The sequence below is a fragment of the Sphingomonas sp. AP4-R1 genome, from assembly GCF_013113735.1.
Taxonomy (GTDB): Bacteria; Pseudomonadota; Alphaproteobacteria; order Sphingomonadales; family Sphingomonadaceae; genus Sphingomonas_I.
In genome coordinates, this window is the sequence record NZ_CP053346.1 from 1,695,318 (window position 1) to 1,720,338 (window position 25,021).

Annotated in this window: 16 protein-coding genes; 5 read left to right on the forward strand and 11 right to left on the reverse strand. The window is 66.9% G+C overall.

Features of this window, described 5'->3' with window-relative positions; all coding sequences use genetic code 11:
* Positions 1-2 precede the first annotated feature (2 nt).
* Positions 3-881, forward strand: a complete 879-nt coding sequence (locus HL653_RS08095) for an alpha/beta hydrolase (protein ID WP_253717717.1) — start codon at positions 3-5, stop codon at positions 879-881.
* Positions 882-967: 86 nt separating this feature from the next.
* Here HL653_RS08095 and HL653_RS08100 read toward each other — a convergent pair whose 3' ends face one another.
* From HL653_RS08100 to HL653_RS08150, 11 genes are all read right to left on the reverse strand, one after another.
* Complete coding sequence (locus HL653_RS08100; RefSeq protein ID WP_171744072.1) at positions 968-2,290, reverse strand: DUF418 domain-containing protein; 1,323 nt, start codon at positions 2,288-2,290, stop codon at positions 968-970.
* Positions 2,291-2,521: 231 nt separating this feature from the next.
* Positions 2,522-3,490 carry a family 43 glycosylhydrolase gene (locus HL653_RS08105; RefSeq protein ID WP_171744073.1) on the reverse strand — a complete coding sequence of 323 codons (969 nt, stop codon included), beginning with the start codon at positions 3,488-3,490 and terminating at the stop codon, positions 2,522-2,524.
* Entirely contained in the window at positions 3,487-5,001 is a 1,515-nt protein-coding gene (locus HL653_RS08110; protein WP_171744074.1) for an MFS transporter, read from the reverse strand. Before HL653_RS08110 ends, HL653_RS08105 begins: the two co-directional genes overlap by 4 nt.
* Positions 5,002-5,166: 165 nt before the next feature.
* Entirely contained in the window at positions 5,167-6,990 is a 1,824-nt protein-coding gene (locus tag HL653_RS08115) for a beta-L-arabinofuranosidase domain-containing protein (protein WP_171744075.1), read from the reverse strand.
* Positions 6,987-8,582, reverse strand: a complete 1,596-nt coding sequence (locus HL653_RS08120) for a glycoside hydrolase family 28 protein (protein WP_171744076.1) — start codon at positions 8,580-8,582, stop codon at positions 6,987-6,989. Before HL653_RS08120 ends, HL653_RS08115 begins: the two co-directional genes overlap by 4 nt.
* Entirely contained in the window at positions 8,582-9,697 is a 1,116-nt protein-coding gene (locus HL653_RS08125) for a glycoside hydrolase family 105 protein (protein ID WP_171744077.1), read from the reverse strand. The genes HL653_RS08120 and HL653_RS08125 overlap by 1 nt, the downstream gene beginning before the upstream one ends.
* 57 nt (positions 9,698-9,754) lie before the next feature.
* A complete protein-coding gene (locus tag HL653_RS08130; RefSeq protein ID WP_171746848.1) occupies positions 9,755-12,781 on the reverse strand; it encodes a beta-galactosidase in 3,027 nt (1,008 codons plus the stop codon).
* 13 nt (positions 12,782-12,794) lie between these two features.
* A complete protein-coding gene (locus HL653_RS08135; RefSeq protein WP_171744078.1) occupies positions 12,795-13,109 on the reverse strand; it encodes an L-rhamnose mutarotase in 315 nt (104 codons plus the stop codon).
* A 188-nt stretch (positions 13,110-13,297) separates the two neighbouring features.
* A complete protein-coding gene (locus HL653_RS08140; protein WP_253717719.1) occupies positions 13,298-14,827 on the reverse strand; it encodes a glycoside hydrolase family 28 protein in 1,530 nt (509 codons plus the stop codon).
* A 4-nt stretch (positions 14,828-14,831) separates the two neighbouring features.
* Complete coding sequence (locus HL653_RS08145) at positions 14,832-16,067, reverse strand: rhamnogalacturonan acetylesterase (protein ID WP_253717721.1); 1,236 nt, start codon at positions 16,065-16,067, stop codon at positions 14,832-14,834.
* 9 nt (positions 16,068-16,076) lie between these two features.
* Positions 16,077-18,443 (reverse strand): glycosyl hydrolase 115 family protein, encoded by a 2,367-nt coding sequence (locus HL653_RS08150; protein ID WP_171744079.1) that lies wholly within the window; start codon positions 18,441-18,443, stop codon positions 16,077-16,079.
* Between the two features lie 539 nt (positions 18,444-18,982).
* On the opposite strand from HL653_RS08150, the gene HL653_RS08155 reads away from it, so the two are divergent.
* The 4 genes from HL653_RS08155 (at position 18,983) to edd (ending at position 24,745) form a co-directional block, all read left to right on the forward strand.
* Positions 18,983-20,278 carry an oligogalacturonate lyase family protein gene (locus HL653_RS08155; RefSeq protein ID WP_171746851.1) on the forward strand — a complete coding sequence of 432 codons (1,296 nt, stop codon included), beginning with the start codon at positions 18,983-18,985 and terminating at the stop codon, positions 20,276-20,278.
* Between the two features lie 206 nt (positions 20,279-20,484).
* A complete protein-coding gene (locus tag HL653_RS08160; RefSeq protein WP_171744080.1) occupies positions 20,485-21,540 on the forward strand; it encodes an alpha/beta hydrolase in 1,056 nt (351 codons plus the stop codon).
* 290 nt (positions 21,541-21,830) lie between these two features.
* The gene (gene glk, locus HL653_RS08165; RefSeq protein ID WP_171744081.1) at positions 21,831-22,829 is read left to right on the forward strand and encodes a glucokinase; all 999 of its coding nucleotides are present in this window, start codon (positions 21,831-21,833) and stop codon (positions 22,827-22,829) included.
* Positions 22,830-22,855: 26 nt separating this feature from the next.
* Positions 22,856-24,745, forward strand: a complete 1,890-nt coding sequence (edd, locus tag HL653_RS08170; RefSeq protein ID WP_171744082.1) for a phosphogluconate dehydratase — start codon at positions 22,856-22,858, stop codon at positions 24,743-24,745.
* The last annotated feature ends 276 nt before the right edge of the window (positions 24,746-25,021 follow it).

Genomic DNA, 25,021 nt, shown 5'->3' on the forward strand with positions numbered 1-25,021 from the left:
GGATGACGGATGTGACGATGCTGGGCGCGGATACGATCCGGCCGCTGCGCGGGGCGACCAGCCAGGCTCCTTCGGGCGACGGGCTGGAGCGGGGCGACGATGCGGCCGCCTTCACGCTGGCCGACGACAGCGCCGCGCCCGAGGCGGCGGTGGTGACGGCGGTCGCGGTGCCGGTGCTGCTGGGCTACGCGCCGGCCAGGCCCAACGGCCGCGCGATGCTAATCCTCGGCGGGGGCGGCTATACCGCGCTGATGGCGGGGCGCGAGGGCGTGCAGGTGGCACGCTGGCTCGCGGGGCTCGGCTATCAGGCCTATGTGCTGATCCACCGCTTTCCCGATGCCGCCAATGGCCCGTCGGCCGCGCTGGACGACGCGATCGAGGCGATGCGGATGATCCGCGCCGATGGCGATGCGGGCGGCGTGGGCGCGGTCGGACTGTCGTCGGGCGGCCATCTCGCCGCCTGCCTCGCGGCCGCCTATCCGGCCGAGTGGGGCGAGGCGCCCGAACCCGCCTGCCGCCCGGACGTGGCGGTGATCGGCTATGGCCCGATCTCCACCAACGCCAGGGGCCGCACGATCATCGCCGACAAGCCGCCGCTGCCACCTGCGGAGAAGCAGGCGATGTACGATCGCCTCCAGCCCGATGCGCGGCTTCTGCCGGGGCCGCCGCCCGCCTTCATCGTCTATTCGGGCAACGATCCGGTCGTGCCGGTGGAGAATGGTTTCCGCCTGCAGCGCGCCTGGAGCGAGGCCGGGGGCAGTGTCGAGTTCCACGTCTTCGGCGACGCGCCGCACGGCTTCGCGCTGGATACGGTGGGCCAGTCGGTGTCGCTATGGCCGCAATTGTGCGAGGCGTGGCTGCGGCAGGTGGGGTTCCTGTAAGGGCCTGACGCTGAGCGGTTGGGTGGGCAACGAACGGGCGACCGCTAACGTCCCCAATGTGGACATTCGGTGGAATTGCTGTTGGCCTAGACTTGGCGCAAACGAGGCGTCTCCATTGAGAGCGGCTTCCAGCGACCATATGCGCCGGCCCTGATCAGCCACTCCGCAGGCCCCATCGAAAACTTGCGCAGCCACAGCACGGCAAAGATCCCGGTCGCGACCCAGATCGTGACGGCAACCGCCATCAAACCCGAAAAACTAAGTAAGCCGACCATTCCACAACCATAAAAGAAGATCGACGTCAGCACGGACTGAAGGCTGTAGGTGGTCAACGACATGCGCCCCAGCGACCGCAGAGCCGTGGCTTTGCCTAAGGCTCCGAAACGGAAAAGGAGCGTGAACAGCGAGAGATGCCCCACGCTCACACACAGGCGAGCGGGCTCGTAAATGAAAGAGCGAAGCGCGGATATCTCCGGAATGACGCGATGAGGTTCGGCCTCAAATCCCGTCCGGGCGAGCCATCCCAAAGCTGCCAGTCTTAGGGTCAAGCCGACACCGTATCCCACCAAACAGACAATGACATAGGTTCTGCTTTGGGCCTGGGCCGTAACAAATCCTGTCCGATAAAGGCCGAGGCCGATCAGCATGAGGCTCAGGCATTCGGCGACGCTCGGCCAACTCCATGTCGATAGATGGCGGGCAACCCAACCATTTGCGCTCCAGGCGAGAAGAGTTCCCAGATGAGTGCGTTGTTGGATTTCGTCGTTAACGGTCGAGGGGCTTGGATACAGCGCGTCATGAGCACCGCGTGCGGCATCCAGCGATTTTTGCTGCGCGGGGGTCAATGTCTGACTACGGGCCTTCGCATCCTCCGCTTGGGCCGCAACCACAAAATTCTGGCTGCGTTCGTAGGTTACATAGGCGCGCAATCCGCATAGTCCGAGAAGTATCAGGGCGGCAAAGAGCCACAACGTCCGCAGCCGAGATACGCGGAACGCCAACAGCGCGAGCCCGGCAATTCCATAATCCCAAAGAACTTCGCCCGGCCACATGAAAACGGCAAACTGAATGACGCCGAAACCCAGCAGGATCAGACACCGGCGTGTCCAAACATCTACGGGTGTGATCTGAGGATTCGGCCCCTCGGTTCGCTTGAGCATCAACGCCATGCCGACTCCGAAAAGCATCATAAACATTCCGCGGGCCGGTCCCTCAAAAAGAACCTGCAGAACACTCCATAAAATGCGATTCAAATCCCAGTGAGACGGATAGAGGAGGCCCTCGCGGTCTCCGACCGTCCCCATGACAACGACGTTGACGGGCAAAATCGCGCAAAAGGCTATTCCGCGCAACAGGTCGAGATTGGCGATCCGATCGCTGGCACTCGTCGATGTAATGGCATTGCTCATTCTTGCAGCCTCGACCGGTGCCCCGCGATTGCTAGCAGGGAGACGGCCGTTTTCCACCAATAACCGTCGTTCCCGCGAAGGCGGGAAGCCATGGATTCCACAACTTGTCGTTGAGCTTCCCAGCGGTGGCCTGCCGTCCATGGATTCCCGCCTTCGCGGGAATGACGAGGGGTGGGAGGCGAGGGGGCGCTCTCTATTCTAACGCCGCCTCTGTTCTAACGCCGCCGCACCCTACTTCAGCACCACCTCGGTCGGGGCGTTGCGGTCCACCGTCACCACGCCACCGGCCTCGTGCAACTCCGTCATCTGGATCACGGTGCGGCGGCCCCAGGCGGGGTTGGTGGCGGCTTGCGGTTCGCCGGTCTGGTGGACGAAATAGATCAGGTAGGCACGGTCACCCGCGACGATCACGTCGGGATGCTGGCCCTTGGCGCGGTCCGTCTCGGCCTGGCCCGCATCGGCCACCAGATAGTCGGACTGCCGCGTCCAGTGCGTGCCGTCATCGGAGCGCATCACCAGCAGCCCCTTCCACGCATCCGAGATCAGCCACCACTTCCCCTTCCAGCGGAAGGCCTTGGGGCCTTCGCCGGGGGTTTCGGTCAGGCGGTCCTTCACCGTCCAGTGGACGAGATCGTTGCTGTCGGCGGTGCGGATCGCCTTGTTCATCCGCTCATCGTTGAAGAACAGGCGATAGCCGCCCTCGGGCAGCGCCGCGACGCTGGCATCGATGATCCGGTCCGATCCCAGCTCCAGCCGCTCGCCGCACTGCCAGCTCTTCAGATCCTTGCTGGTGAGGTGGACGAGGAAGCGCGGCGCGTTCCAGTCCTTGAACACGCCCGGCACCACCGTGATCCACATGTGCCACAGGCCGTTGAAGCGCTCGACATCGGGCGCCCACAAGGTCTCGCCGGTGCAGGACTTGGGGATGGCCGCGATGCCGCCATAGCGCCAGTGTGCGCCGTCCTTCGATCGGGCGATGCCGATGTGGGTGGCGTGGAACCAGCTGACGTCCTTGGGGTCCGCTGCGGGCGGCAGCGAGGCGCGGCGGTTCGTGTAGAACATCACCCACTCGCCCGTCTTCGGATCGTGGACCGTCGTCGGATCGGCGGCGCCGTCATAAACTGGATCGCGGAACAGGGGTTTCGGGGCGATGACGGGCTGCGCCGTGGCAGCGGCTGCGAAAGCGAGAAGACCGATCATTTCGCCGCCACCGGATTGGCCCCCCACAGTTGGTCATAGCGCCAGCCTGACAGGTCCTCGACGATGTGGCCATGCTCGGGCGTGGTTGGTGCGGTGTGGCCGGCGCGCAGATGCTCGATCTCGGCCATCAGGATGCCGTGCGTGCGCGGCGTGAGGCGGAAGCGACTGGAGACGAAGATGCCGAAGGCCAGCATCGCGATCGTGCCCGCGCCCATCACGCCCACGATCGCGGCGATCGCGGTGGGGCTCTGCGTGGTCGCCTTCGAGACGAAGCCGGACCATTCCATCACCTGCCCCACGAGGATCACGGCGAGCGCCTGGCTCATCTTGCGCACGAACGTCATCACGCCGGCGAACGCGCCCTCGCGGCGGCGTCCGGTGACGATCTCGTCCACGTCGGCCATGTAATTGTAGGTAGCCCACGGAATGTAGTTGAGCGCGCCGCGGCCCAGCCCTGCGAACACCACCGGCACCCAGAAGAGAGCAGAGGTGGCGGGATAGCCCGCCGCATACATGGCGAGGAAGATCACCACGCCGATCGCGAAGCTGATCGCCGCCATGCGATAGGCGGCGGCGGGCGACAGCTTCAGCGCGAAATTGATCGCGAGGATCACCGCCACGAACTGCACGATATACGTCACGCCCACCAGATTGGCGACGATCGCGGTGGAGCCGGCCAGCGCGAAGATCACGAAATAGGTGAAGGCCGCGTTGTAGATGTCCTGGCTGATATAGCCGCCCAGATACATGCCGAGATGCAGGCGGAAGGCGCGGATGCGCAATGTGGAGAAGAGGTTGCGATAGAGCGCCTTGAACGCGGCGCCCAGCGTGGGGCTGCTGCGGGCGGCCTCTTCCTCGTCCAGGCCCGGCGGGCGGGCGCGTTCCCAGCTGAACGCGTAGAGCAAACCGGCGGCGGCCATGAACAGGCCGGAGAAGATGATGCCCATGTAGAGATAGGTGTCGGGCGAATCCGGGCCGAGCCAGGAGATCAGCCAGCCGGGCAGGAACGCCGCGCCGATCGCCGAGCATTGGCCGAGCAGGATGCGCGCGCCGGCGAACTTCGCCTTCGTCCGGTAGTCGGTCGACATTTCGGAGGCGAGCGTCTCGTAGGGGATGATCTCCATCGCGTAGACCATCTCGAACAGCACGTAGGTGACGAGATAATACCAGAAATTCTGGCCCGCGACCCACATGATGGCGAAGCTGGGCAAGAGCGGGATGGCGGCGAGGATGAAGAAGCGCCGCCGCCCGAATTTGCGCCCCAGCCAACTGCGGCCGATATTGTCGGAGAGATAGCCGATCGTGGGGCTGGTGAACGCATCCAGCACGCGCGCGACGCCGAAGATGATCGTCGCCTGCGCCGCGGAGAGCCCGCAGAAGCTGGTGTAGAAGATCAGGATCCACGTGCTGATGACGGCCATCGATCCCGCGCCCAGCACGTCGTTCGAGCCGTAGGCGACGAGATTGTACCAGCGCACGGGCCGGGCGGGGGGCAAAACGGCCGAGGCCATGATCGTCTTCTACTCCTCAACCATCCACGGGATGGGTTTCACTCAATTCCCGCTTGCCCTGAGCCTGTCGAAAGGCCGTCCTTTTCTCAGCGGGAGATAAGAAGGACGGTGCTTCGACAGGCTCAGCACGAACGGGGGATAGGGGGCTCTACATGCGTTGGTTCGCTACACCGCCACCACCTGATAGAGGCGGGTCGGGCGGGCGGCCTCGATGGCGGAATAGGGCAGGAAATCCTTGGGACCGCTGTCGGTGGCGACGGTCCAGCGCGGGTTCGTCCCGTCCTGCGTCGCGCCCAGCAGATCCTCGCGGCGGAAGGTGACGAGATGGTCGCCCGTCTGGAACAGGGCCAGCGGCCCGCGCATCAGCGCCACGCGGCGCGGCGTTTCGGCCTCCACCGCCTCCAGCCGCAGCGGCGTGGCGAAGGCGAGGCTCACCCGATCGCCATCGGACCAGGTGCGGACGATCTCGGCGAACTGGCCGGGGCGGATCGCGGCGCCGGAGGGCTGGCCGTTGACGGTGAGCGTCGCGCCCGCCGTCGCCCATGCCGGGATGCGCAAGCGCAGCGCGAAGCGGCGCGGTTTGCGCGTCGCGACGGTCAACTGCGTCTCTGGGGTGACCGGATAGGTGGTGCGCTGCGTGAGCGTCACCCCCTGCCAGCGCACCTCCGAGGGCAGATAGAGGTTCACGAACACGCCGCCTGCATCATGCAGATAGGCGCTGATGCCATAGTCGGCGACCAGCTGGCCGATCGTGCCCGAGCAGCAGGGGCATTGATATTCGAAATAGGTCTTGGCGCCGATGCTGCTGTAATCGGCATAATAGAAAGCGGTGCCATTGGGTTTCAGCGGCAGCACGCCCAGTGCCGCGTTGAACAGCAGGCGCTCCATCGCATCGCCCCAGCGGCTGTCACCGGTCGCGCGGATCAGCGAGCGGGCGATCTTGAAATGACCGTAGCAGCCGCACGGCGCCTCGAAGCTGGCATGGGTATTCTCCAGCGATTTGCCGAGCGCGCCCTCGCCGGGCTTCACGAAGCCTTCGGCCGGGCCCCAGCCGCCGGTGGCGAAGCTCTGCTGCTCGACGAACTGGAGGCCGTTGCGCGCGGCGCGCAGATGCTTCTCGCTGCCGTCCACCGCCCATGCCTGCATCGCCGACGAGAGCGCGTTGACGTGGCTGTAGGCGTGGTTGCCAGCCAGCACATTCTGCCCGGCCGCGAGCGGATCGAAATAGGGCGCGTCGTAGAGATAGCGCCGCGCCATCACGCGGTAGCGATCGCCGCCGCCCAGCGTGGCCGCGCGGTAGAGATTTTCGGGTAGCGTGTAGCTCTCGTCCCAGGTCTGCGCCTCGTTGGCGTGGGGACGCGCGCGCATCTCGGGGCGGGAGAGCGCCTTTTCGGGAAGGTGGGGCAAAGCCGCGTCGGTCGCCTTGCCCAGCAATGCCATCGCGCCGGGCGTGCCGGCATAGGCATGCGCGTCGATCAGGCCGACCGCGATCTTGTCATAGGTGTAGGCGGGAAGCGCGTAATTCTCGCCGTAGAAAGCCGAGACCAGCGTCGGCCCCATCGCATCGACCAGACGGCCGACCTTCGCGCGGGTGGCGGCATCGCCGGCGACAGCGGACAGGCGCGCGAGCGCGGACACATATTGCCCCAGCGTGTGGCCGGGGATGAAGCCGTGCATATCGCGCGGGGGCAGGAAATTGGCGGAGAAATTATACCAGCCGCCGAGGTCCGGTCCCGGCGCGGCGAGGCCCGCACGCTGGCGGAAAGGCTTGAGCAGCGCATCCTCGTCCATCGCCATCAAGGCGGCGTGGGTGGCGCGTTGCTGGTCGAGCGCGGGGCCTTCCAGCAGGGTGACGTCGCCATAGTCGAACTGGTCGATCGGCAGGCGCCGGCCGGAGGCTGCGGCTCCGGCGGCGGGGAAGGGCGCGGCGGCGAGGGCGGCGCTCCCCGCGATCAGCATGTCACGGCGAGAGGGCTGGAAGGCGCTCATGCGGTCGGCATCCTGACGATCCCCGCCGCGCGGAGGCCCGTGGTGGAACGCTGCGCGAAAACGGGCGACGCGGCCGGCACCTTCAGCCCCGTAATGTCGCAGCCGTCAACGTTGCCGAGCCACACGGCCGGCCGGGCATCGGCGGCGCGGGTGCGGACCTCGACATGCGACAGCTCGATATTGCGGGCATGGCGGACGAAGAAGCCGCTCGCCGGCAGCGGGCCGAACCGATCGGGATCGGGATAGGTGGTGTCGGCCTCGGGCGGATCGATCGCGGCCATCGCCGCATCGCCGCCGCCGGGCAGGCTGAGGAAGACATTGCTGATCTTCACATCCTCGACCGGGAAACCCTCCACGCCCGCGACGATCGCCGGATAGAGCGAGGTGCCCATGCAGGTGACATTGTCGATCAGCACGCGCCGCATCGATCCCACGGGCACGCCCTTGGGCCCGCGCATCCGCCGCCCCAGCCGCAGGAAGAGCGGAGCCGAGAGACAATCGCGCATCGTGATGTTGCTGACGGCGATATCCTCCATGATCGCGCCGTCCACCGTCTCCAGCGCGAGGCCCCAGCATTTGTCGAACACGCAATTGCTGATCGTGATGTTCTTGAAGCCGCCGTTCGATTCCGTGCCGCATTTGATGCGGCCGAGCAGCCACGTGTCGCGGCTGCGCTGGAGCGGCTTGTACGTGGCATCGAGCAGCGTGCCGACCACATAGCTGCCGGTGACGTGGCAGTTCGTGATGGTGACGTTCTCCGTCGGCCGCGCATAGCCCAGCGCGAACGAGGATTTGGGCACGATCGCGTCGTCATACGGCGAGTTCACCGTGCAATTGCTGACGCGCACATTCTTGCAGCAATCGATGTCGAAGCCGTCGCGATTGGTGTCGACCGTCAGATTGTCGATGACGAGATTGTCGACGCCGGTGGCGAGCAACGCGAACCAGCCGCCCTCCAGCACGGAGAAATCACGCAACTGCACGTTGCGGCAATTCTTGAGCGCGATCGATTTGCAGCCGACGCCGGGCAGTTCCGCCTTCGGCTTGTCGGGATCGGGATGGCCGCGGCTCAGCCCCTTGCCCCAGATCAGGCCATCGCCAACGATGGCGATGTCGTGCAGGCCTTCGCCGTAGATCAGGCTGTTGCGCCAGTGATTGTGGCCATAATCCTGAAAGGGCTCGATCGCCGGATCCTGCGGCTCGGCCGGATCATAGCCGCCGCGCGTGGTGCCCTCGAGCGGCACCGAGGCGGCGAGGATCGTGGCGCCGCGATCGAGGTAGAGCGTGATCATGCTCTTCAGGTGGATCGTGTAGCAGGCATAGGTGCCGGGCGGCACATAGACGGTGCCGCCGCCCCGCGACGCGGCGGCCTCGATCGCGCGATCGATGGCGGGGGAGTCGATCGTCCTGCCGTCGCCCTTCGCGCCGAAATCGCGGATGTTGAGGAAGCCGCCCGTGGGCGACACCCCCAATTGCCGCGCCGCGCGCACGGGCAGGGTCGTGAGCGCGGCAAGACAGGCGGCTCCGCCCAGCAGGTGGCGGCGGTGATAACCGCCCTCCGCCTGCAGGATCGAAGTCGCCTCGTTCCGCATCAGATGTAGGTCCGCAGGAATTCGCCCAGAGCGATCATCGCGAGGCTCTGGCCATAGGGCATCGAAGTCAAGGCGATGTCCTTGTAGAATTGCTGCGTGTCGCCCATCGCGGTGCCGAACGACACCTGCTTCAGCTCGCCCGCATCGTCGATATTGGCGAGGACGCCCTTCACCGCGCGGATGCCGACTTCCTCATAATGGCGCGGCAGATAGCCCTTCCGCACGCCCTTCAGGATGCCATAGGCGAAGCCCGCCGTGGCCGAGGCCTCGAGATACGAGGTCGGATCGACGATCAGCGTGTGCCACAGGCCGGTCTCGGCATCCTGCGTCTCGGCCAGAGTCTTCACCTGGGCGGCGAGCGTATCGATCAGGAAGGTGCGGAGCGCATCGCCCTGCGGCAGATCGAGGATCTCGATGATCTCGGGGATCGCGATCGTCACCCAGCAATTGCCGCGCGCCCACAGGGCTTCCGCGAAATTGTGGCGGCCGTTGAAATCCCAACCGTGGAACCAGAGGCCGGTCTTCTTGTCGAACAGATATTTGATGTGGATGAGGAACTGGCGCTTGGCCTCTTCCACATAATGCGGGCGGTTCAGCAGCAGGCCGATCTTGGCCAGCGGCAGCACCGACATCATCAGCGTGTCGTCCCACATCTCGCCGGGGTTCACATCGTTATAGACGATGTGCTGGAAGCCGCCTTCCTCCGTCTTGGGCAGGCCGTCCGGCGCCATCAGCCACTCGGCCCACGTATCCAGATACGGGATGTAGCGGGGATCGGGCTCGTACTCATACAGATAGGCCAGCGTGATGAACGGGGCCATCGTGTTGATGTTCTTGGTGGGCGTGCCCTCGGCGAAGCGGTCCTCGAACCACTGCTTGATCACCGCCAGCGCCTTCTTGTCGCCGGTCTGCTCGAACAGGCGCCACAGGCCGAACAGGCCGACGCCGTGGGTCCATTCCCAGCCGGCCCAGCCCTTGGTGTCGATGATCCGGCCGTCTTCCAGGTGAAGCAGGAACTCGCCCGTCTCGTCCTTGATGTTCAGCAGATTGTCGATGAGCTTGTCGATGGCGGTGGTGACGGTGCCGTGCGGCACGTCATGGGTAAGGGCGGCCAATTTAGTCTCCTGTTGAAAGCTGCGGCGCGGGGCGCCGGATGAAGCGGTTGGAAAAGATCATTTGAGCTGGGACGGAGTCGCGGGCGCCTCGACCATCTTCACGGGCACGCCGCCCTTCACGGTGCGCAGGCTGACGAGCTTCACACCCTCCAGCGCATCGCCGGGCGCGCCATCGGAGGTGACGGCCAGCGCGATGCTGTTCGCCCCGTGATGATTGAGGATGCCCTCGGGGATCGGGAAGATGCGCTGCGGGCCGACATGGGCGATGAACTGGCCCATATTCCAGCCGTTCACGAACATCAGCACGCGATATTTGGCGACCGAACGCGGGGTGTTCGTGTCGCCGAAGGCGAGCGCGATCGTCGTATCCTCGCCCTTCGGCACGGCGAGCGTGACGTTGGTGCGATACCAGCTGGTGCCCGCCTGCGCCGAGGTGGCGGGGACGGTGGCGGGCTTCCAGCCGCGATCGTCGAAGCCAGGCAGGTGCCAGCCCATCCGCTCGCCATAGAGGCCGCCGCTGTTGGCGGGGCCGCGCGCGGGATCGGGCAGATCCTCGCCGCCCTTCTTGCCCTGGATCCTCCAGTCGATCGGGATGGTGAAGCTGCGGCCGCCGGGCGCCTCCAGCGAGGCCGAGATGAGGCCGCGCGCTTCCTTGTGGAAATCGTCGCCGTCCAGATCCCAGTTATGGCCGTCATTGCGGACCATCACGCTCAGCACATGCTCGCCCGGCGCCTGTGCGGCGGCGGGCAGGGGGATGGTGGCGAGCGCGGTCGTGATCGGGCGGGGCAGGCCGCTGGCGATCTCGTTCTGGCCCACGAACTGCCCGTCGAGCCACACCTGCGCGAGGCCCGCGCCGCCGCCGCCATAGAACAGAGCGATCTGCTTGGCGTCCGCACCGCCCTGGAAGCGGCCGCGATACCAGACGTCGCCGTCATGAAAACCGTAGGGGTCCATCACGAGCGTCGGCTGGCCATCGGGCTTGGCGGTGATCGTCGCGCTGCCGCGATGGTCGATTGTCTGCCAGCCGCTGTCGTCGAACCTGGGATCGGCCTCGGGCGAGCCTGCGGCCATGCGCCAGTTGGCGAGTACGGGCAGCGTGACGGGGACGGGGCCGTCGAGCGGCTTGGCCGCCATGCGGCTGCCGATGGCCGAGGCCTTGGTGGCGACCGCCACGCCGTTCCAGCGCACCGCCTTCACGGCGGCCGGCGCCCAGATTTCGAGCGGGGTGGCGTCGGCGGTGTCGCCGGTCAGCGCGAGCGTGCCGCCGGTGGTGACGGCGGTGCGGACCAAAGCGGGGCCGCGCACCAGCACGTCGCTGCCCTGCGGCTTCCAGTAGCGCACGCCCTCGGCCTCGTCGGCGAGGATCAGCGTCAGCGCCGGGCGGCCGCCGCCCTCGATGCGGACGACGTTGCGGGCCTTGTGGTCGTAATTCAGGCGCAGATCGCCCTTGGCGGCATCGAAGCTGCTGGTGGCGGCGCCTTCCAGCACCGTCACCTTGGGCGCGGAGGCGTAGCGCAGCATCGTCTCGCCGCTCTCGCCCGCGCGGCCATAGAGCAGGATCAGATCCTGCTTGTCCTGCGTCAGCGCGGCCTGCACCTCCGAGGTGGAATAGACCAGCCGCTGGCCGCCGAGAGTCACGCCCGCCACCAGCCACTTCGCGTCATAGCCATTGAGGCGCATCGAGGCGGCGGCGGGGAATGCATAATGGCCGTCGGGCAGATCGGCCGTGATCGTGAAGCTGTCGTCGCTCTGCCCGTTCGAGGGCTTGTGCGTGACGAGCAGGAAGCGCGCGTCGCTCTCCGGGCTCTTGTCGTGATAGACCGAGATGTTGGGCGAGGAAACCTGCACTTCGCCCGCCGGCACCATGCCCGCCAGATCGGGCACGGTGGCGATCAGCCCGCCCAGCTGCTTCATCTCCTCGGCCTTTTCGCGCACTTCGCGCGCCTCGGAGATGGCCGAGCCATAATCGTAGCTGGCGAAGACGACGGGCGCGGGCTGCCAGCCCCAGCTGGTGCCGCCAAAGCCCATGTAGAAGCTCTGGATGTCGATGCCGTTGGCGAGGTTCGTGCCGTAGAAGACGCGCTGGAAGCGCTTGCCACGCTGGATCGCGTTGCACTCATAGCCGCCGTTCGATCCCCAATAATCGAACCAGCCGCCGCCGAATTCGGCAAGGAAACCCGGCGTGTTGGGCGAGGCGGAGGCACCGCCCTTGGCGCCGCCGGGGCCGTAAAAGCCCCATTCGGGTGCCGCCACGCCGCGCGTGGGCTTGCCCTCGACGGTGCAGGTGCCGCCGGGATAGCCATCGAACGCATACATGTCGTTCGGACCCTTCACGACATTTTCGATCGTGGAGTTTTCGGGCACCCAGTATCCGTTGCGGCCCTGATCATTGTGGAACAGCGGCAGCGTGATGCCGTCCGCGCGCGCCTTGGCGTACAGATGATCCATGTAGCGGCGCTGGGTGGGGCCGGTGACCGAGAGTTCATTCTCGATCTGGTGGAGGATGACCGTGCCCTTATGGCCCTTGCCGTCGCCGTTGATCTGGTGGCGCGCGATGATCGGGTTGATCTTGTCCAGCCACTCGTCGACCGCGGCGAGATAGGTGGGATCGTCGGTGCGGGCGCGGGCTTTCTGGTTGACCAGCCAGCCGGGGAAGCCGCCGCGCGACAGCTCCGCATTCACATAGGGGCCGGCGCGCGTGATGACGTAGAGACCTTCCTCCTCCGCCATCGTCAGCAGGCGATCCATGTCGCGGATGCCGGTGAAGTCGTACACGCCCTGCTTCGGGCTGTGATAGCCCCAGTCGAAATAGACGGCGACGGTGTTGAAGCCGGACGCTTTCATCTTCTGGAGGATGTCGCGCCACAGATCCGGGCTCGGCAGCCGGAACGGGTGCATCTCGCTGGACCAGATGACGAGGCGCTTGCCGTCGATCATCAGCGAGCGCGCATCATAGGAGACGCGGCCGAACGTCTTGACCGGCGCGGACAGATTCTCGGTCTGGTGGCCCACCTGCGCGCTGGCGGCGAAGGGGGCGGGGGCGAGCGCGCTGGCGAGCAGCAGCGGCAGCAGGCGGCGATGCATCACGATCCTCCCCTCAGGCGTGGTGGAAGATCATCGGAAGCGCCCATTCCCTGGGCTTGTTGCCGGGCTCCACCTCCATAAGGGGGGCCATATGATCCCACCAGCGCTTCATCACCGGATGATGCGGCAGGTCGGCCTGCTTGTTGTCGTCGGTCAGCTTCAGGACGGCGAACAGCGACAGCGTCTCTTCGTCGAGGAAGATCGAATAGTCGTAGATGCCGCTCTCCGTGAGCAGCGCCGACAGTTCGGGCCAGATTTCGTCATGCCGCTTGCGATATTCGGCGATAACACCGGGCTTCAGCTGCATCTTGAACGCCTGAATCGACACGACCCCTCCAAGTTCCATTATGTGGAATTGATATGTACATGATGGTACGTGGGTTGGGCGCGGGCGTCAAACGCGGAGTGCCGCCGTGGGGTCGATTTTCCCCGGTGCTCCTGTGAACACAGAAGCCCAGAGCTGCGAACGCGGCGCCTGAAGCTCTGGGCTCCTGCGTTCGCAGGAGCACGTGCCTCCTAACCGCGCCAGAGCGGCGTTCGCGTGACCTTCAGGCCGGGCGCATCCTCGATTCCGAAGGGCGGGCGCGCATCCGGCTTGGCGGTGGCCAGCGTCAGGCCGTCGATCGTAATGTCCTTGGCGTGGCGAATCCACAGGCCCCATGCCGGGAGCGTGCCGAACATGCTGGGTTCGGGATAGGCGGTGGCGACTTCGGGGGGAACGAGCGCCGCGTCCGCGGCTGTGCCGCCGCCATCATAGGTCAGGCGGATGTTGCGGAGCGTGACCTGCTCCACCGGATGGCCGGGCAGACCCGCGATCGAGGCGGCATAACGATGATCGATGCCGATCGCCTCGACATCCTCGATCAGCACATTGCGGATCGCGCCGACGCCGGTGCCGGCAGGGCCACGGCGGCGATCGCCAATGCGCAGGAAGATCGGCGCGGTCGTCACGTCGCGCATCGTCAGGCGGCGGGCGACGACATTCTCCAGCACGCCGCCATCCACCGTCTCCAGCGCGAAGCCGCGGCAATGGTCGAAGGTGCAATCCTCGACCAGCACGTTGCGATAGCCGCCGTTGCTCTCGGTGCCGAGCTTGATGCGGCCGGTGGGGCGATCGCGATCGGGCGCGAACTCCTGCGTGGTGCCGCGCGTGCCATCCAGCATCGTGCCGAGATCATAGCCCGAGACGGCGCAGTGGCGGATGACGATGTCCTCGGCCGGGATCGCCTTGCCCAGCGCGTAACTCGCCTTCACGACGATCGCGTCGTCATTGCAGGTGTTCACGCGGCAGCGCTCGACCAGCACGCCCTTCGTGCAATCCAGATCGATGCCGTCGCGATCCGTGTCGATGGCAAGATCGGTGATCGTCAGCGCTTGCGTGCCGGTGGCGAGGATCGCGAAATGGCCGCACTTCAGCATCGAGAAACCGGAGAGGCGGACGTTGCGACCGTTCTTCAGCGCGATCGCCTTGTTGCCCTGGCCGCGCATCGCGGCGGCGGCGGGCTCCAGATGGCCGATCGCGTTGGCGGGCAGATCCTTCATCGAGAGCGGCCGCTCGCCGGTCTGTGCCTTCCAGCGCGCGCCGGGGCCGTTGCGGGTGAGGCCGACGCCATGGATCAGGCCGGGGCCGACGATCGCGACATTCTCGACGCCGTCACCCCAGATCAGGCTGTTGCGCCAGTAGCTGTGGCCGTAATCCTGATAGAGCTGGTCGATCTCCTCTTCGGGCAGATCGTACTTGCCGGGATGCCGCGCCGGATCGGCCGCCTCGATCACCGCGCCCTTTTCGAACATCAGCGTGATGTCGCTCTTCAGCCGGATCGTGAAGCAGAGGTAGCGGCCCGCCGGAAACAGAACGGTGCCGCCGCCGGCCTTGGACGCCGCCGCGATCGCGGCGTTGACGGCGTCCGTGTCCAGCGCTTTGCCGTCGCCCTTCGCGCCATGATCGCGCACGCTGATGCGGAGCGCGGCATGGGCCGGGAAGGGAAGCAAGGCGGCGCTGGCGGCGGTGGCGAGGCCGAGGCCCATTTCTCTGCGGGTCATCATCGGATCAGCTCCCGGCGGGGCGCTGCGTCAGCACGGTGACGCTGGGCGGGATGGGCACGGTTTCAGGCATGGGCGGATAGGACGGCACGAAGGTGGGCATCGTCACGTGCGGGGCGAGGTCGGGAATGTTGGCGCGGATGCGTTCCGCGATCGCGCTGGCCAGCAGGTAAGCACCGTAATTGTCATTGTGGGTCTTGTCGGTGCCGTGCGCCATGAAGGCCCTGGGCGACAGGTCCGGGCCCAGCGCCTCGTAGATCTTCACGGTGTCGGCATTGAGGTCGATCAGCGGCACATGCTGCTCGGCCGCGACCTGGCGCACGACCTCGGCATATTCCGTCATCGTGCCGACGATCTTGCCGTTGGCATCGAAGTTCCGCCGCTCGGGCGAGGTGACCAGCACCGGATGCGCGCCGCGCCGCCGCGCCTCGGCGATATAGGCGCGCAGATAAGCGGGGTAGGTTTCCTTCGTATCGGCGAAGGTCTGGGGCCACTGGGACTTCTGGTCGTTATGGCCGAACTGGATGAACAGATAGTCGCCCGGCTTGATCGTCGAGAGGATCTTGTCGAGCCGCAGGCCGGTGAGGAAGGATTTCAGCGTCTCGCCCGATTTGGCGTGGTTCGCGACCACGACCTGATCGTCGAGCATCGCGGGGAGCATCTGGCCCCAGCTGGCGGCATCCTCGCCATATTGATCGGTGACGGTGGAGTCGCCCGCCAAGTAGATTGTCGGCACCGTGACCGGCTCGATCCGGATCGAGGCGACCTTGGGGTGGCCGAGAAATTCCAGTGTCAGCTTCTCGTCCCACGCATAGCTGGCTTTGTCGGTCGCATCGATGCGGACGGCGGTGCCGCCGGGCGCGGTGGGCGGGGGCGGGGGCAGGGTATCGGTGCGGACGTTGACGAGGAAGCTGCGCTCGACGAAGCGGCCCGGCCTGGTCGGCACGTTGAGCAGCATCAGGCGGCGCGCCTCCGCCTTCACCGTCGTATCGCCCGCCGCCCTGGCATCGCCCAGCTTCACGGTGACGCGGTAATTGCCCTCGGGCACGGCGGCCGAGAACAGGAAGGCATCGGGCGTGGCGCCGGGCTCGAAGCCGAAGCCGCCCTTCGTATAGAGACGATCGGGGGCGACCGGGGTGCCCGAGGCGGAGCGCCCGGCGGGGGCGAGATCGAAGCGCAGCGGGGCTGCGGGGGCGGTCGCGGTGTCGGCCAGCATGAAGAGGGCGAATAAGGGCAGGACCACGGTTTGTCCTCAGTGAGCGGTGGAGGAGGGAGCGGGGCGGAGCGTCAGCCGGTCGAGTGCGAGGCCGGTGCCGCGCGCGGTTATGACGATGTCGTGCGGGCCGGGCGAGAGGGTGAGGCCGGTCGACACGGTCAGGAGATTGTCGAGCACGCCCTGCGCCCAGCCGCCGCCTTCGGCCTGACGGGGGACGTCGATCCGGTGGGGCGCCGCACCGTCGATCGCGACGTCGAAGTGGAGCGCGCTGTCGTCGCCCTCGGGGAAGAGGGGGATCAGGCCGAGGTCCAGCGTGGCGGAGGTGACGGCGATCAGCCTGTATGAAAGGCGCGCGCCGTCCGCCTCGGACATTATCGAGCCTTCTCCGTGGCTTAGGCCGGAAATCAGGCGCCACCCCCGGGGGGTGGCGGCGGTTTCGGCTTCGATAATGATAGGGGCGTCCACTGCGGGTGTGGCGGCGGGCCAGGGGGCGGTTCCGGCGAGACCCTCGGCGGGGAGGGCGACGGGGGCGAGGCGGAAGCCGCGCCACTGATTGTCGGCGGGCTCCTCCGCCATGATGTAGCGCCATTTGCCGCCCGCCACCTGATCGTTGAAGCGGCGGGTGAGCGCCTTGATCCCGGCATCGGCATCCCGCGCGATGCCGGCGGCGACGCGGGCCTCGGCCGGGTGGGCGTCGATCAGCTGGGCGTACCGCTCCGAGGCGAACAGGCGGCGATTGGCGAGCGCCGAGGCGCGGACGGGATAATCGACCAGCTCGAAGAAGGCGTCCTTCAGATCGGCCGGGATCGACGCCTCCACCGCACCGGTCGCCTGCGTCAGCGCATCGAAACGGGCGAGGCGGGTGTCGATCTCGGTGCCGCTCCACGCGCTGAAGCGCGGCTTTTCGGACGGCAGCCACCATTGGAGATGCTCGGGGCGGCGGACGTAATTCAGGCGGTAATAGTCATCCAGCAGCCCGCCGATCGCCTTGCCCTGGCTCGCGCCGAACGTGGCGCCCGCCCACTGATCGAGGAAGGCGCGCTGGGTGCGGCCGCGCGCGGCGCCGATATCCCACGCCATCCCGAGAAACAGGCTGATGTCGATCTCGGCCGGCTTGATGTCGCCGACATTGGCGATCCAGACAGTGCGGATGCCGTTGTCGTAAGCGCGCAGCATCTCCTCCTGCACCAGAGCGGGCGGGGTGGTGCTGAGCCAGAGATAGGAGAGCGGGGCGCCGAGATAGGAGAGGTGATAATAGACGCCGTTGCCGCCCGGCCGCGCCTGCTCGGAAGCATTGGGGAAATGGCGGATGTAGCCGAAATTGTCGTCCGGCCAGATCAACGTGACGTCCTCCGGCACCTTCAGGCCGTGGCGATAGACGTCCAGCACTTCCTTGTAGGGCGTGAAGGTCTGCGGAATGCGGTTCGGATCCCGGCCGATCGCCTGCGCGAGCAGCGCGCGTTGATCGGCGAAGATCTTCGTGAGCAGCGCGACCTTCTCGTCATCGGTGGCGGCGCCGAGCAGGCCGGAATCGTGGATGCCGCGCATGCCGATCGGCCACAGATTCTCGTAAGCCGCATTGGCGGTGGCGCGCTCCTTCCAATAGGCCGAGACGCCCGCCGGATTGGTCGCATAGTTGAAGCGATCGGGGGCGTCCTTCCATTCGCCCACATTGTTGCGGAGCATCGGCTCGGCATGGGACGAACTCATCACGATCGCGTAGGAATCGGCGAGGCGGGCGTTGGCGGGATCGTCGTTGAAGGGCGTGCTGCTGTGATGCATCGCCGGCCAGAGCGTGTTCGCCTTCAGGCGCAGCAGCAGCTGGAAGATGCGCTCATAGGTCTTCGGGCCGATATTGCCGCGCGCGGGATCGTGGGTGCGCGAGGCCCAGGGGATCAGGCCCCAATCCTCGTCATTCAGGAAGATGCCGCGATAGCGCACCGAGGGCGGGCCGAAGCGGCGCGTGCCGGATGCTATGATCAGGCTGTCGCGGTGGCGCGGGGCGACGTCCGCCCACCACACCCAGGGCGAGACGCCGATCGCCTGCGACAGTTCATAGGCGCCATAAGCGGTGCCGCGCCGATCGCTGCCCACGATCACCAAAGCCTGCTCCACGCCCGGCAGCGGGCGGCGGACGGTGGCGATCAGGAAGCTCTCCCATGCACCCTTCAGTTGTCGGACATCCAGCTTGCCCGCCGCGACGAGACGATCGATCGACGCGCTGTGGCCGAGCGTGCCGAGCAGGATCGGCATGCCGCCGGCGGGGAGCGTGGTGAGGATGTCGGGGCGGTGGCCGGTGACGAGCGCGAGATCGTCGGCCAGATCGGCGGCGGCATGGCCGACCACGGCGGCATCGGCCGGATCCGTGACGATCGGGGCGACGGTGCCGGCGTTGGCGAGCACGAAAGCGCCGCGCGTTGAAGTGTCTGTGATCAGGGGGCGGCGGTATTCAGGTGCCTGAGAACCCGGCTGAAAGGTCGGCTTCGTCTTCGATCCGTTCGTCCTGAGCGAAGTCGAAGGACGGGCTTCGGGCGTACCGTTTGCTTCCCGTCCTTCGACTTCGCTCAGGACGAACGGAGAATTTGAGGCGGACGAGGACTTTTCGGCCAGCGCCTCAGGATGGGCGGGTGTGGGAGATGCCTGGATGTCGCTCGGACTTGCGGGAGCAGGGGGGACAGCAAGTGCTGCAGCAGGCGCCGCCAGAGCCGCGAGCGCGATCAGGATCGATCCGGTGAGCCGCTGGTGGAATCGCATCGCCGCGCTTTCAGTCCCCTGTCAGGCCGGATGCGAAGCGGCCAATCCGATTATCATATTTATCTGCCCTTTACGGGTGCGCCGGGTAAGGTGCAAGGCAAGCGGCGAGCGCGGACGGCTGCCATGTCCGCCGCACGAGGATGAGGGAGAGGCGGATGGGCTGGCGCACTGTCGCGGTCTGGTGTGGGATGGCGGCGAGCCTTGGGGCGCTGGTCGCGCCGGCTGTGATGGCCGCCCCGGCGCGGCAATGGGTCGATCCGGCGACCGGCCATCAGATCGTGCGGATCAGCGAGGCGCCGGGCACGGCCAGCCTCTATTTTCACCAGATGAGCTACACGCCGCAGGGCGACAAGATGGTGATCTCGGTGCCGGACGGCATCGCGGTCGTCACGCTCAAGGACTGGAGCCTGACGCCGCTGGTGACGGGCAAGGACCTCCAGTTGCTGTTCACCGGCCGCAAGACGCGCACCGCTTATTATGCGAGCCGCAAACGCGACGACGGGCCGGGCGTCACGACGATCTTCGCGGCCGATATCGACACCGGCAAGGTCCGCACGATCGCGACCGTCGCCAAGGGATCGATCGGATCGATCAACGCGGACGAGACGCTTTTGCTCGGCCAGTGGGCGGCGAGCGACAAGCCGCTGCAGCCGGACGGCACGCAGAAGAAGGGCCAGCCCGAAATCCGCCAGCAATTCGGACAGGCGAGCTATGCCGCCAACAAGCCGGACGGCACGCCCTACACCTTTGCCGAGGCCAAGGAGGTTCGCCTCAACGAGCGGCTGGAAGCGGGCATCCCGATGGAGATCTTCACGATCGACATCCGCACGGGGCAGCGCAAGGTGGTGGTCGCCTCGAAGGACTGGCTCAACCATATCCAGTTCTCGCCGACCGATCCGACGCTGATCATGTATTGCCACGAAGGGCCGTGGCATAAGGTGGATCGCATCTGGACGGTGCGGACCGACGGCAGCGACAACAGGATCGTCCACAAGCGCACGATGAACATGGAGATTGCCGGGCACGAATTCTTCAGCCCGGACGGCAAGTGGATCTGGTACGATCTGCAGACGCCGCGCGGCGAGGATTTCTGGCTGGCGGGCTATGAGATCGCGACCGGCCAGCGCAAATGGTATCATCTCGAGCGCAACTGGTGGTCGGTCCACTATAACCAGGCGCCGGACCTCAAGCATTTCTCCGGCGACGGCGGCGACAGCGAGATGGTCGCCCATGCGCCGGACGGCAAATATCTCTACCTGTTCACGCCGAAGGACGTGCCCGACGTGGCGGGCATCCATGCGGACGATGCCGCCAGCCTGATCTCGCCCGGCACGATGACGACCGAGAAGATCGTGGACATGGGCAAGCATGATTACCGGCTGGAGCCGAACATCACCTTCACGCCGGATGGGCAGTGGATGGTGTTCCGGTCGAACATGGAGGGCGCGCCGCATGTCTATGCGGTGAAGGTGGCGAAGCCTTGAGGGGTGGGGCGGTTCCTTTCTCCGTTTGTGCTGAGCCTGTCGAAGCACCGTCTTTCTTCTGACGTAGGTTGAAGGAAGAACGGCACCCTTCGACTGCCTGCCAAGGCAGGCGCTCAGGACAGGCTTCGACAGGCTCAGTGCGAACGGGAAGAGTGGGTGGGCGCTGGTTCCACCTCGGGGGCAGGTGAACGGTACGGGAGAGTGGGATGCGGATCGATCGGCGTGAGTGGATCAAGGGTGTGGCGGCCACCGCGATCGCGGCGGGGGCGGCGGGCTGGCCGCTGCTGGCCGCGACGTCCGCCGAGGCGGATCGCTTCGCCGGGGTCGATCCCGAGATGATCGACGATCTGCGGCTGGTGAAGGAGATGATCGTCACCGCCGACAATCTCCAAGCCTTCCGCAACCGGCCGCCCTCGGCGCACGCGCATCTGCTGCCCGAACCCGATCCGGCGACGCTGCCGGTCACGCCGCAGACGATCCCCGGTCTGCCCGGCCAGCCGCCGGTGAAGGTGGTGACCTTTGATGGCGCGCCGGGGCGCAAGGGGCGCGGCGCTCTGGTGTGGATCCATGGCGGCGGGTTCGTCTCGGGCGCGGCGGGGATCGGCGTGGGGCTGCGCGCGGCGGCGAAGGAGCAGGGCTGGCTGATCGTGTCGGTCGATTACCGGCTGGCACCGGAGGCGCGTTTCCCGGCCTCGCTCGACGACAATTATGCCGCGCTCAAATGGGTGCATGACAATGCCGACCGGCTGGGCGTCGATCGCGCGAAGATCGCGGTGGGCGGATCCAGCGCGGGTGGCGGCCATTCGGCGATGCTGGCGATCGCCGCGCGCGACCGGCGCGAAATCCCGGTGGCGTTCCAGGTGCTGATCTATCCGATGCTGGACGATCGCACCGCCAGCACGCGCCCGGCGCGGCCGGGGACGGGCCAGTTCATCTGGACGCCCGAGGCCAATCGCTTCGGCTGGCGATCCTTGCTGGGGCAGGCGCCGGGCGGCGCGACCGTGCCGGCCGGATCGGTGCCGGCGCGGCTGACCGACGTGCGCGGCCTGCCGCCGGCGTTCATCGGCGTGGGGACGCTGGACCTCTTCTACGATGAGGACATCGCCTATGCGACCCGGCTGGCGGGCGCGGGGATTGCGGTGGATCTGGCGGTGGTGCCGGCGGCGTTCCACGCGTTCGACGGCGTAGCGCCCACCGCGCGGGCGTCCAGGGCGTTCACGGCGCGGTGGATGAAGGATCTGGCGGCGGCGATCGGGGGGTAGTCCCAGTTCCGCCCCATGCTTGTATGGGGAGGGGGACCGCGCGCAGCGCGGTGGAGGGGAAGAACGCGCGGTTGATGGTGGGGGCGAGGCGCAGGGGCGGGGCATCGCCCCTCCACCATCCTGCGGATGGTCCCCCTCCCCATCTGCGATGGGGAGGAACTTTGGCCTCAAATCCCGCGCCAGAGTGGCGCATCCTCGCGTCCGTCGGCCATTTCCTCGTCTTCCCATCGCGGGCGGATATGCCGTAGGAGACCCGCGCGCACGGGCGGCCGCCCGCTGCGGGATCGGACATGACGGACAGGAGCGACGGAGCAATGGCGGAGGGAGAGCCTCTCGGCATCGTCGCCGATATCGGTGGCACGAATGCGCGCTTCGCCTGCGCGCAGCGCGACGAGAGCGGCAGGATCGCGATCTCGGACGTGCAGAAATATCGCACGGCGGATTATCCGAGCTTCGAGGCGGCCTATCGCCATTATGCCGAAAGCATCCATGTCGCGGCCAAGCATGGCGTGTTCGCGCTGGCCGGGCCGGTGGGCAAGGACGAGGTGAAGCTCACCAACAGCCCGTGGGTGCTGCGCCCGGCGGGGCTGGGCGATCGGCTGGGCCTCGACAGCGTGAAGCTGATCAACGATTTCGAGGCGATCGCCAACGCGGTCGGCGCATTCGGCCCGGAGGATTTCCGGCGGCTGGACGGCGACCGGTTCGAGAATCCCGAAAATGGCGTGGTGTCGATCGTGGGGCCGGGGTCCGGCCTCGGCGTGGCCTCGATCCACTGGAAGGACGGCAATCCGCTGATCGTGCCGTGCGAGGGCGGGCATGTCGGCTTCGCGCCGGCGGACGATGTCGACATCCACATGCTGCGCTTCCTGCTGGGTCGCTATCCGCGTGTCTCGGCCGAGCGGCTCGTCTCCGGGCCGGGGCTGGTGCAGGTGCATATCGCGCTGGCGGATCTGGAAAATCGCGCGATCGTGCCGCCGCAGCAGGTCTCCCTGTGGGAGGCCGCCCAATCGGGCCGCGATCTCCATGCTTATGCCTCGATGGAGCGCTGGCTGATGCTGCTGGGCACCGTCGCCGGCGATATCGCGCTGGCGCAGGGCGCGTGCGCGGTGGTGCTGGCGGGCGGAATCCTGCCCCGCATCGGCGAGAAGCTGGATACCGGACTGCTGCTCTCGCGTTTCCGGGCCAAGGGCCGTTTTGAAACGATGATGCACGGCATCCCTGTCGCCATGATAAGCCATGCCGAGCCGGGCCTGTTCGGCGCCGCGTCCGTGCTGGCCGCGTCTTTGTGATCACCCCGTACCTGCAGGACTGAGCCATGACCCTCGATCCCCGCATCGCCGCCGTCACCGACCGTATCATCGAGCGATCGCGGACGACGCGCGCCGCCTATCTCCGCCTGATCGCGTCCGAGCGGGAGACGGGGGTGGATCGCCCGCGCCTGTCGTGCGGCAATCTCGCGCACGGCTTCGCGGCCTCGGGCGAGGACAAGAAAGCGATCATCGCCCAGCGCGCGATGAACATCGGCATCGTCACCGCCTATAACGACATGCTCTCCGCGCATCAGCCCTATGGCCGCTATCCGGAGCAGATGAAGATCTTCGCGCGCGAAGTGGGGGCGACGGCGCAGGTGGCGGGCGGCGTGCCGGCGATGTGCGACGGCGTGACGCAGGGCCAGCCGGGCATGGAGCTGTCGCTGTTCAGCCGCGACACGATCGCGCTCTCCACCGCGATCGGCCTCAGCCACGGCATGTTCGAGGGCGCGGCCTTGCTCGGCATCTGCGACAAGATCGTGCCGGGGCTGATGATCGGCGCGCTGCGCTTCGGCCACCTGCCGACGATCCTGATCCCGTCGGGGCCGATGGGCACCGGCCTGCCCAACAAGGAGAAGGCCCGCATCCGGCAGGATTATGCCGAGGGCAAGGTGGGCGAGGATGCGCTGCTGGAGGGCGAGAGCAAATCCTATCACTCGGCCGGCACCTGCACCTTCTACGGCACGGCCAATTCCAACCAGATGATGATGGAGATGATGGGCCTGCACGTGCCCGCTTCCTCCTTCGTCCATCCGGGCACGAAGCTGCGTCAGGAACTGACCCGCGCCGCCGTCCACCGCCTGACCGAGATCGGCTGGAGCGGCGACGATTATCGCCCGCTCGGCCTGTGCGTGGACGAGAAGGCGATCGTGAACGCGGCGGTGGGCCTGCTGGCGACGGGCGGATCGACCAACCACGCGATCCACCTGCCCGCGATCGCGCGCGCGGCGGGGATCCTGATCGACTGGGAGGATCTGGACCGGATCTCGTCCGCCGTGCCGCTGATCGCGCGCGTCTATCCGAACGGGCCGGGCGACGTGAACGGCTATCACGAGGCGGGCGGCATCGCCTTCACGATCCACACCCTGCTGGAGGCGGGGCTGGTGCACGACGATATCCTGACCGTGTGGAAGGGCGGCATGGCGGCCTATGGCTGCGCGCCGCAACTGGACGCGGCGGAGAAGCTGGAGTGGGTTCCGGCTGTCGAGACGCGTGACGAGAAGATGCTGCGCCCGGCCTCGGCGCCGTTCCAGCCGGACGGCGGCATGCGCCTGATCGCGGGCAATCTGGGCCGCGCGATCTTCAAGGCGAGCGCGGTCGACCCCGAGCGTTGGACGATCGAGGCGCCGGCGCGCGTGTTCGACGAGCAGGACGATGTGGTGCGCGCGTACAAGGCGGGCGAGCTGTTCTGCGACGTCGTGATCGTGGTCCGCTTCCAGGGGCCGCAGGCGAACGGCATGCCGGAGCTGCACAAGCTGACCCCGCCGCTCAGCTCGATCCAGGACAAGGGCTTCAAGGTGGCTTTGCTCACCGACGGGCGCATGTCGGGCGCGTCGGGCAAGGTGCCGGCGGCGATCCACCTGACGCCCGAGGCGCTGGCGGGCGGGCCGATCGGCAAATTGCGCGACGGCGACCTCGTCCGCATCTCGGCCGACGACGGGCAGATCGACGTGCTGGTCGACCCGGCCGAATGGGCGATGCGCCCGGCGACCCCCCGGCCGCGCCAGCGCTCCGGCACGGGGCGCGAGCTGTTCGCGTTCATGCGCTCGGGCGCGTCGAGCGCGGAAGAGGGCGGATCGGCGATGCTGGCGGCGATGGAAGCGACGCTGGACGTGGCCGAGCCGGCGGATCCGCCGCTGATCGACAATGTCGAGGATCGCACGATCGACGCGTGAGGGCGTATCGACATTTGCCCCATCTGACCCGTTCGTGCTGAGCCTGTCGAAGCACGGGCCTCAGGCGACGTCGTTCGCAGCACGTTCTTCGACTTCGCTCAGAACGAACGGGGGATGGGAGGCGCTCACAGACTGTTCGGCCTACCTCGCGGGATGCGCGAACGGGGAAATGGCGGAATGTCGATTGGCCCTGAACGTTCACCGTCCGTCATTCCCGCGCAGGCGGGAATCCATTGTCGCGGCGTCGCCGATCTGATCGATAGGCTGCGGCTGATG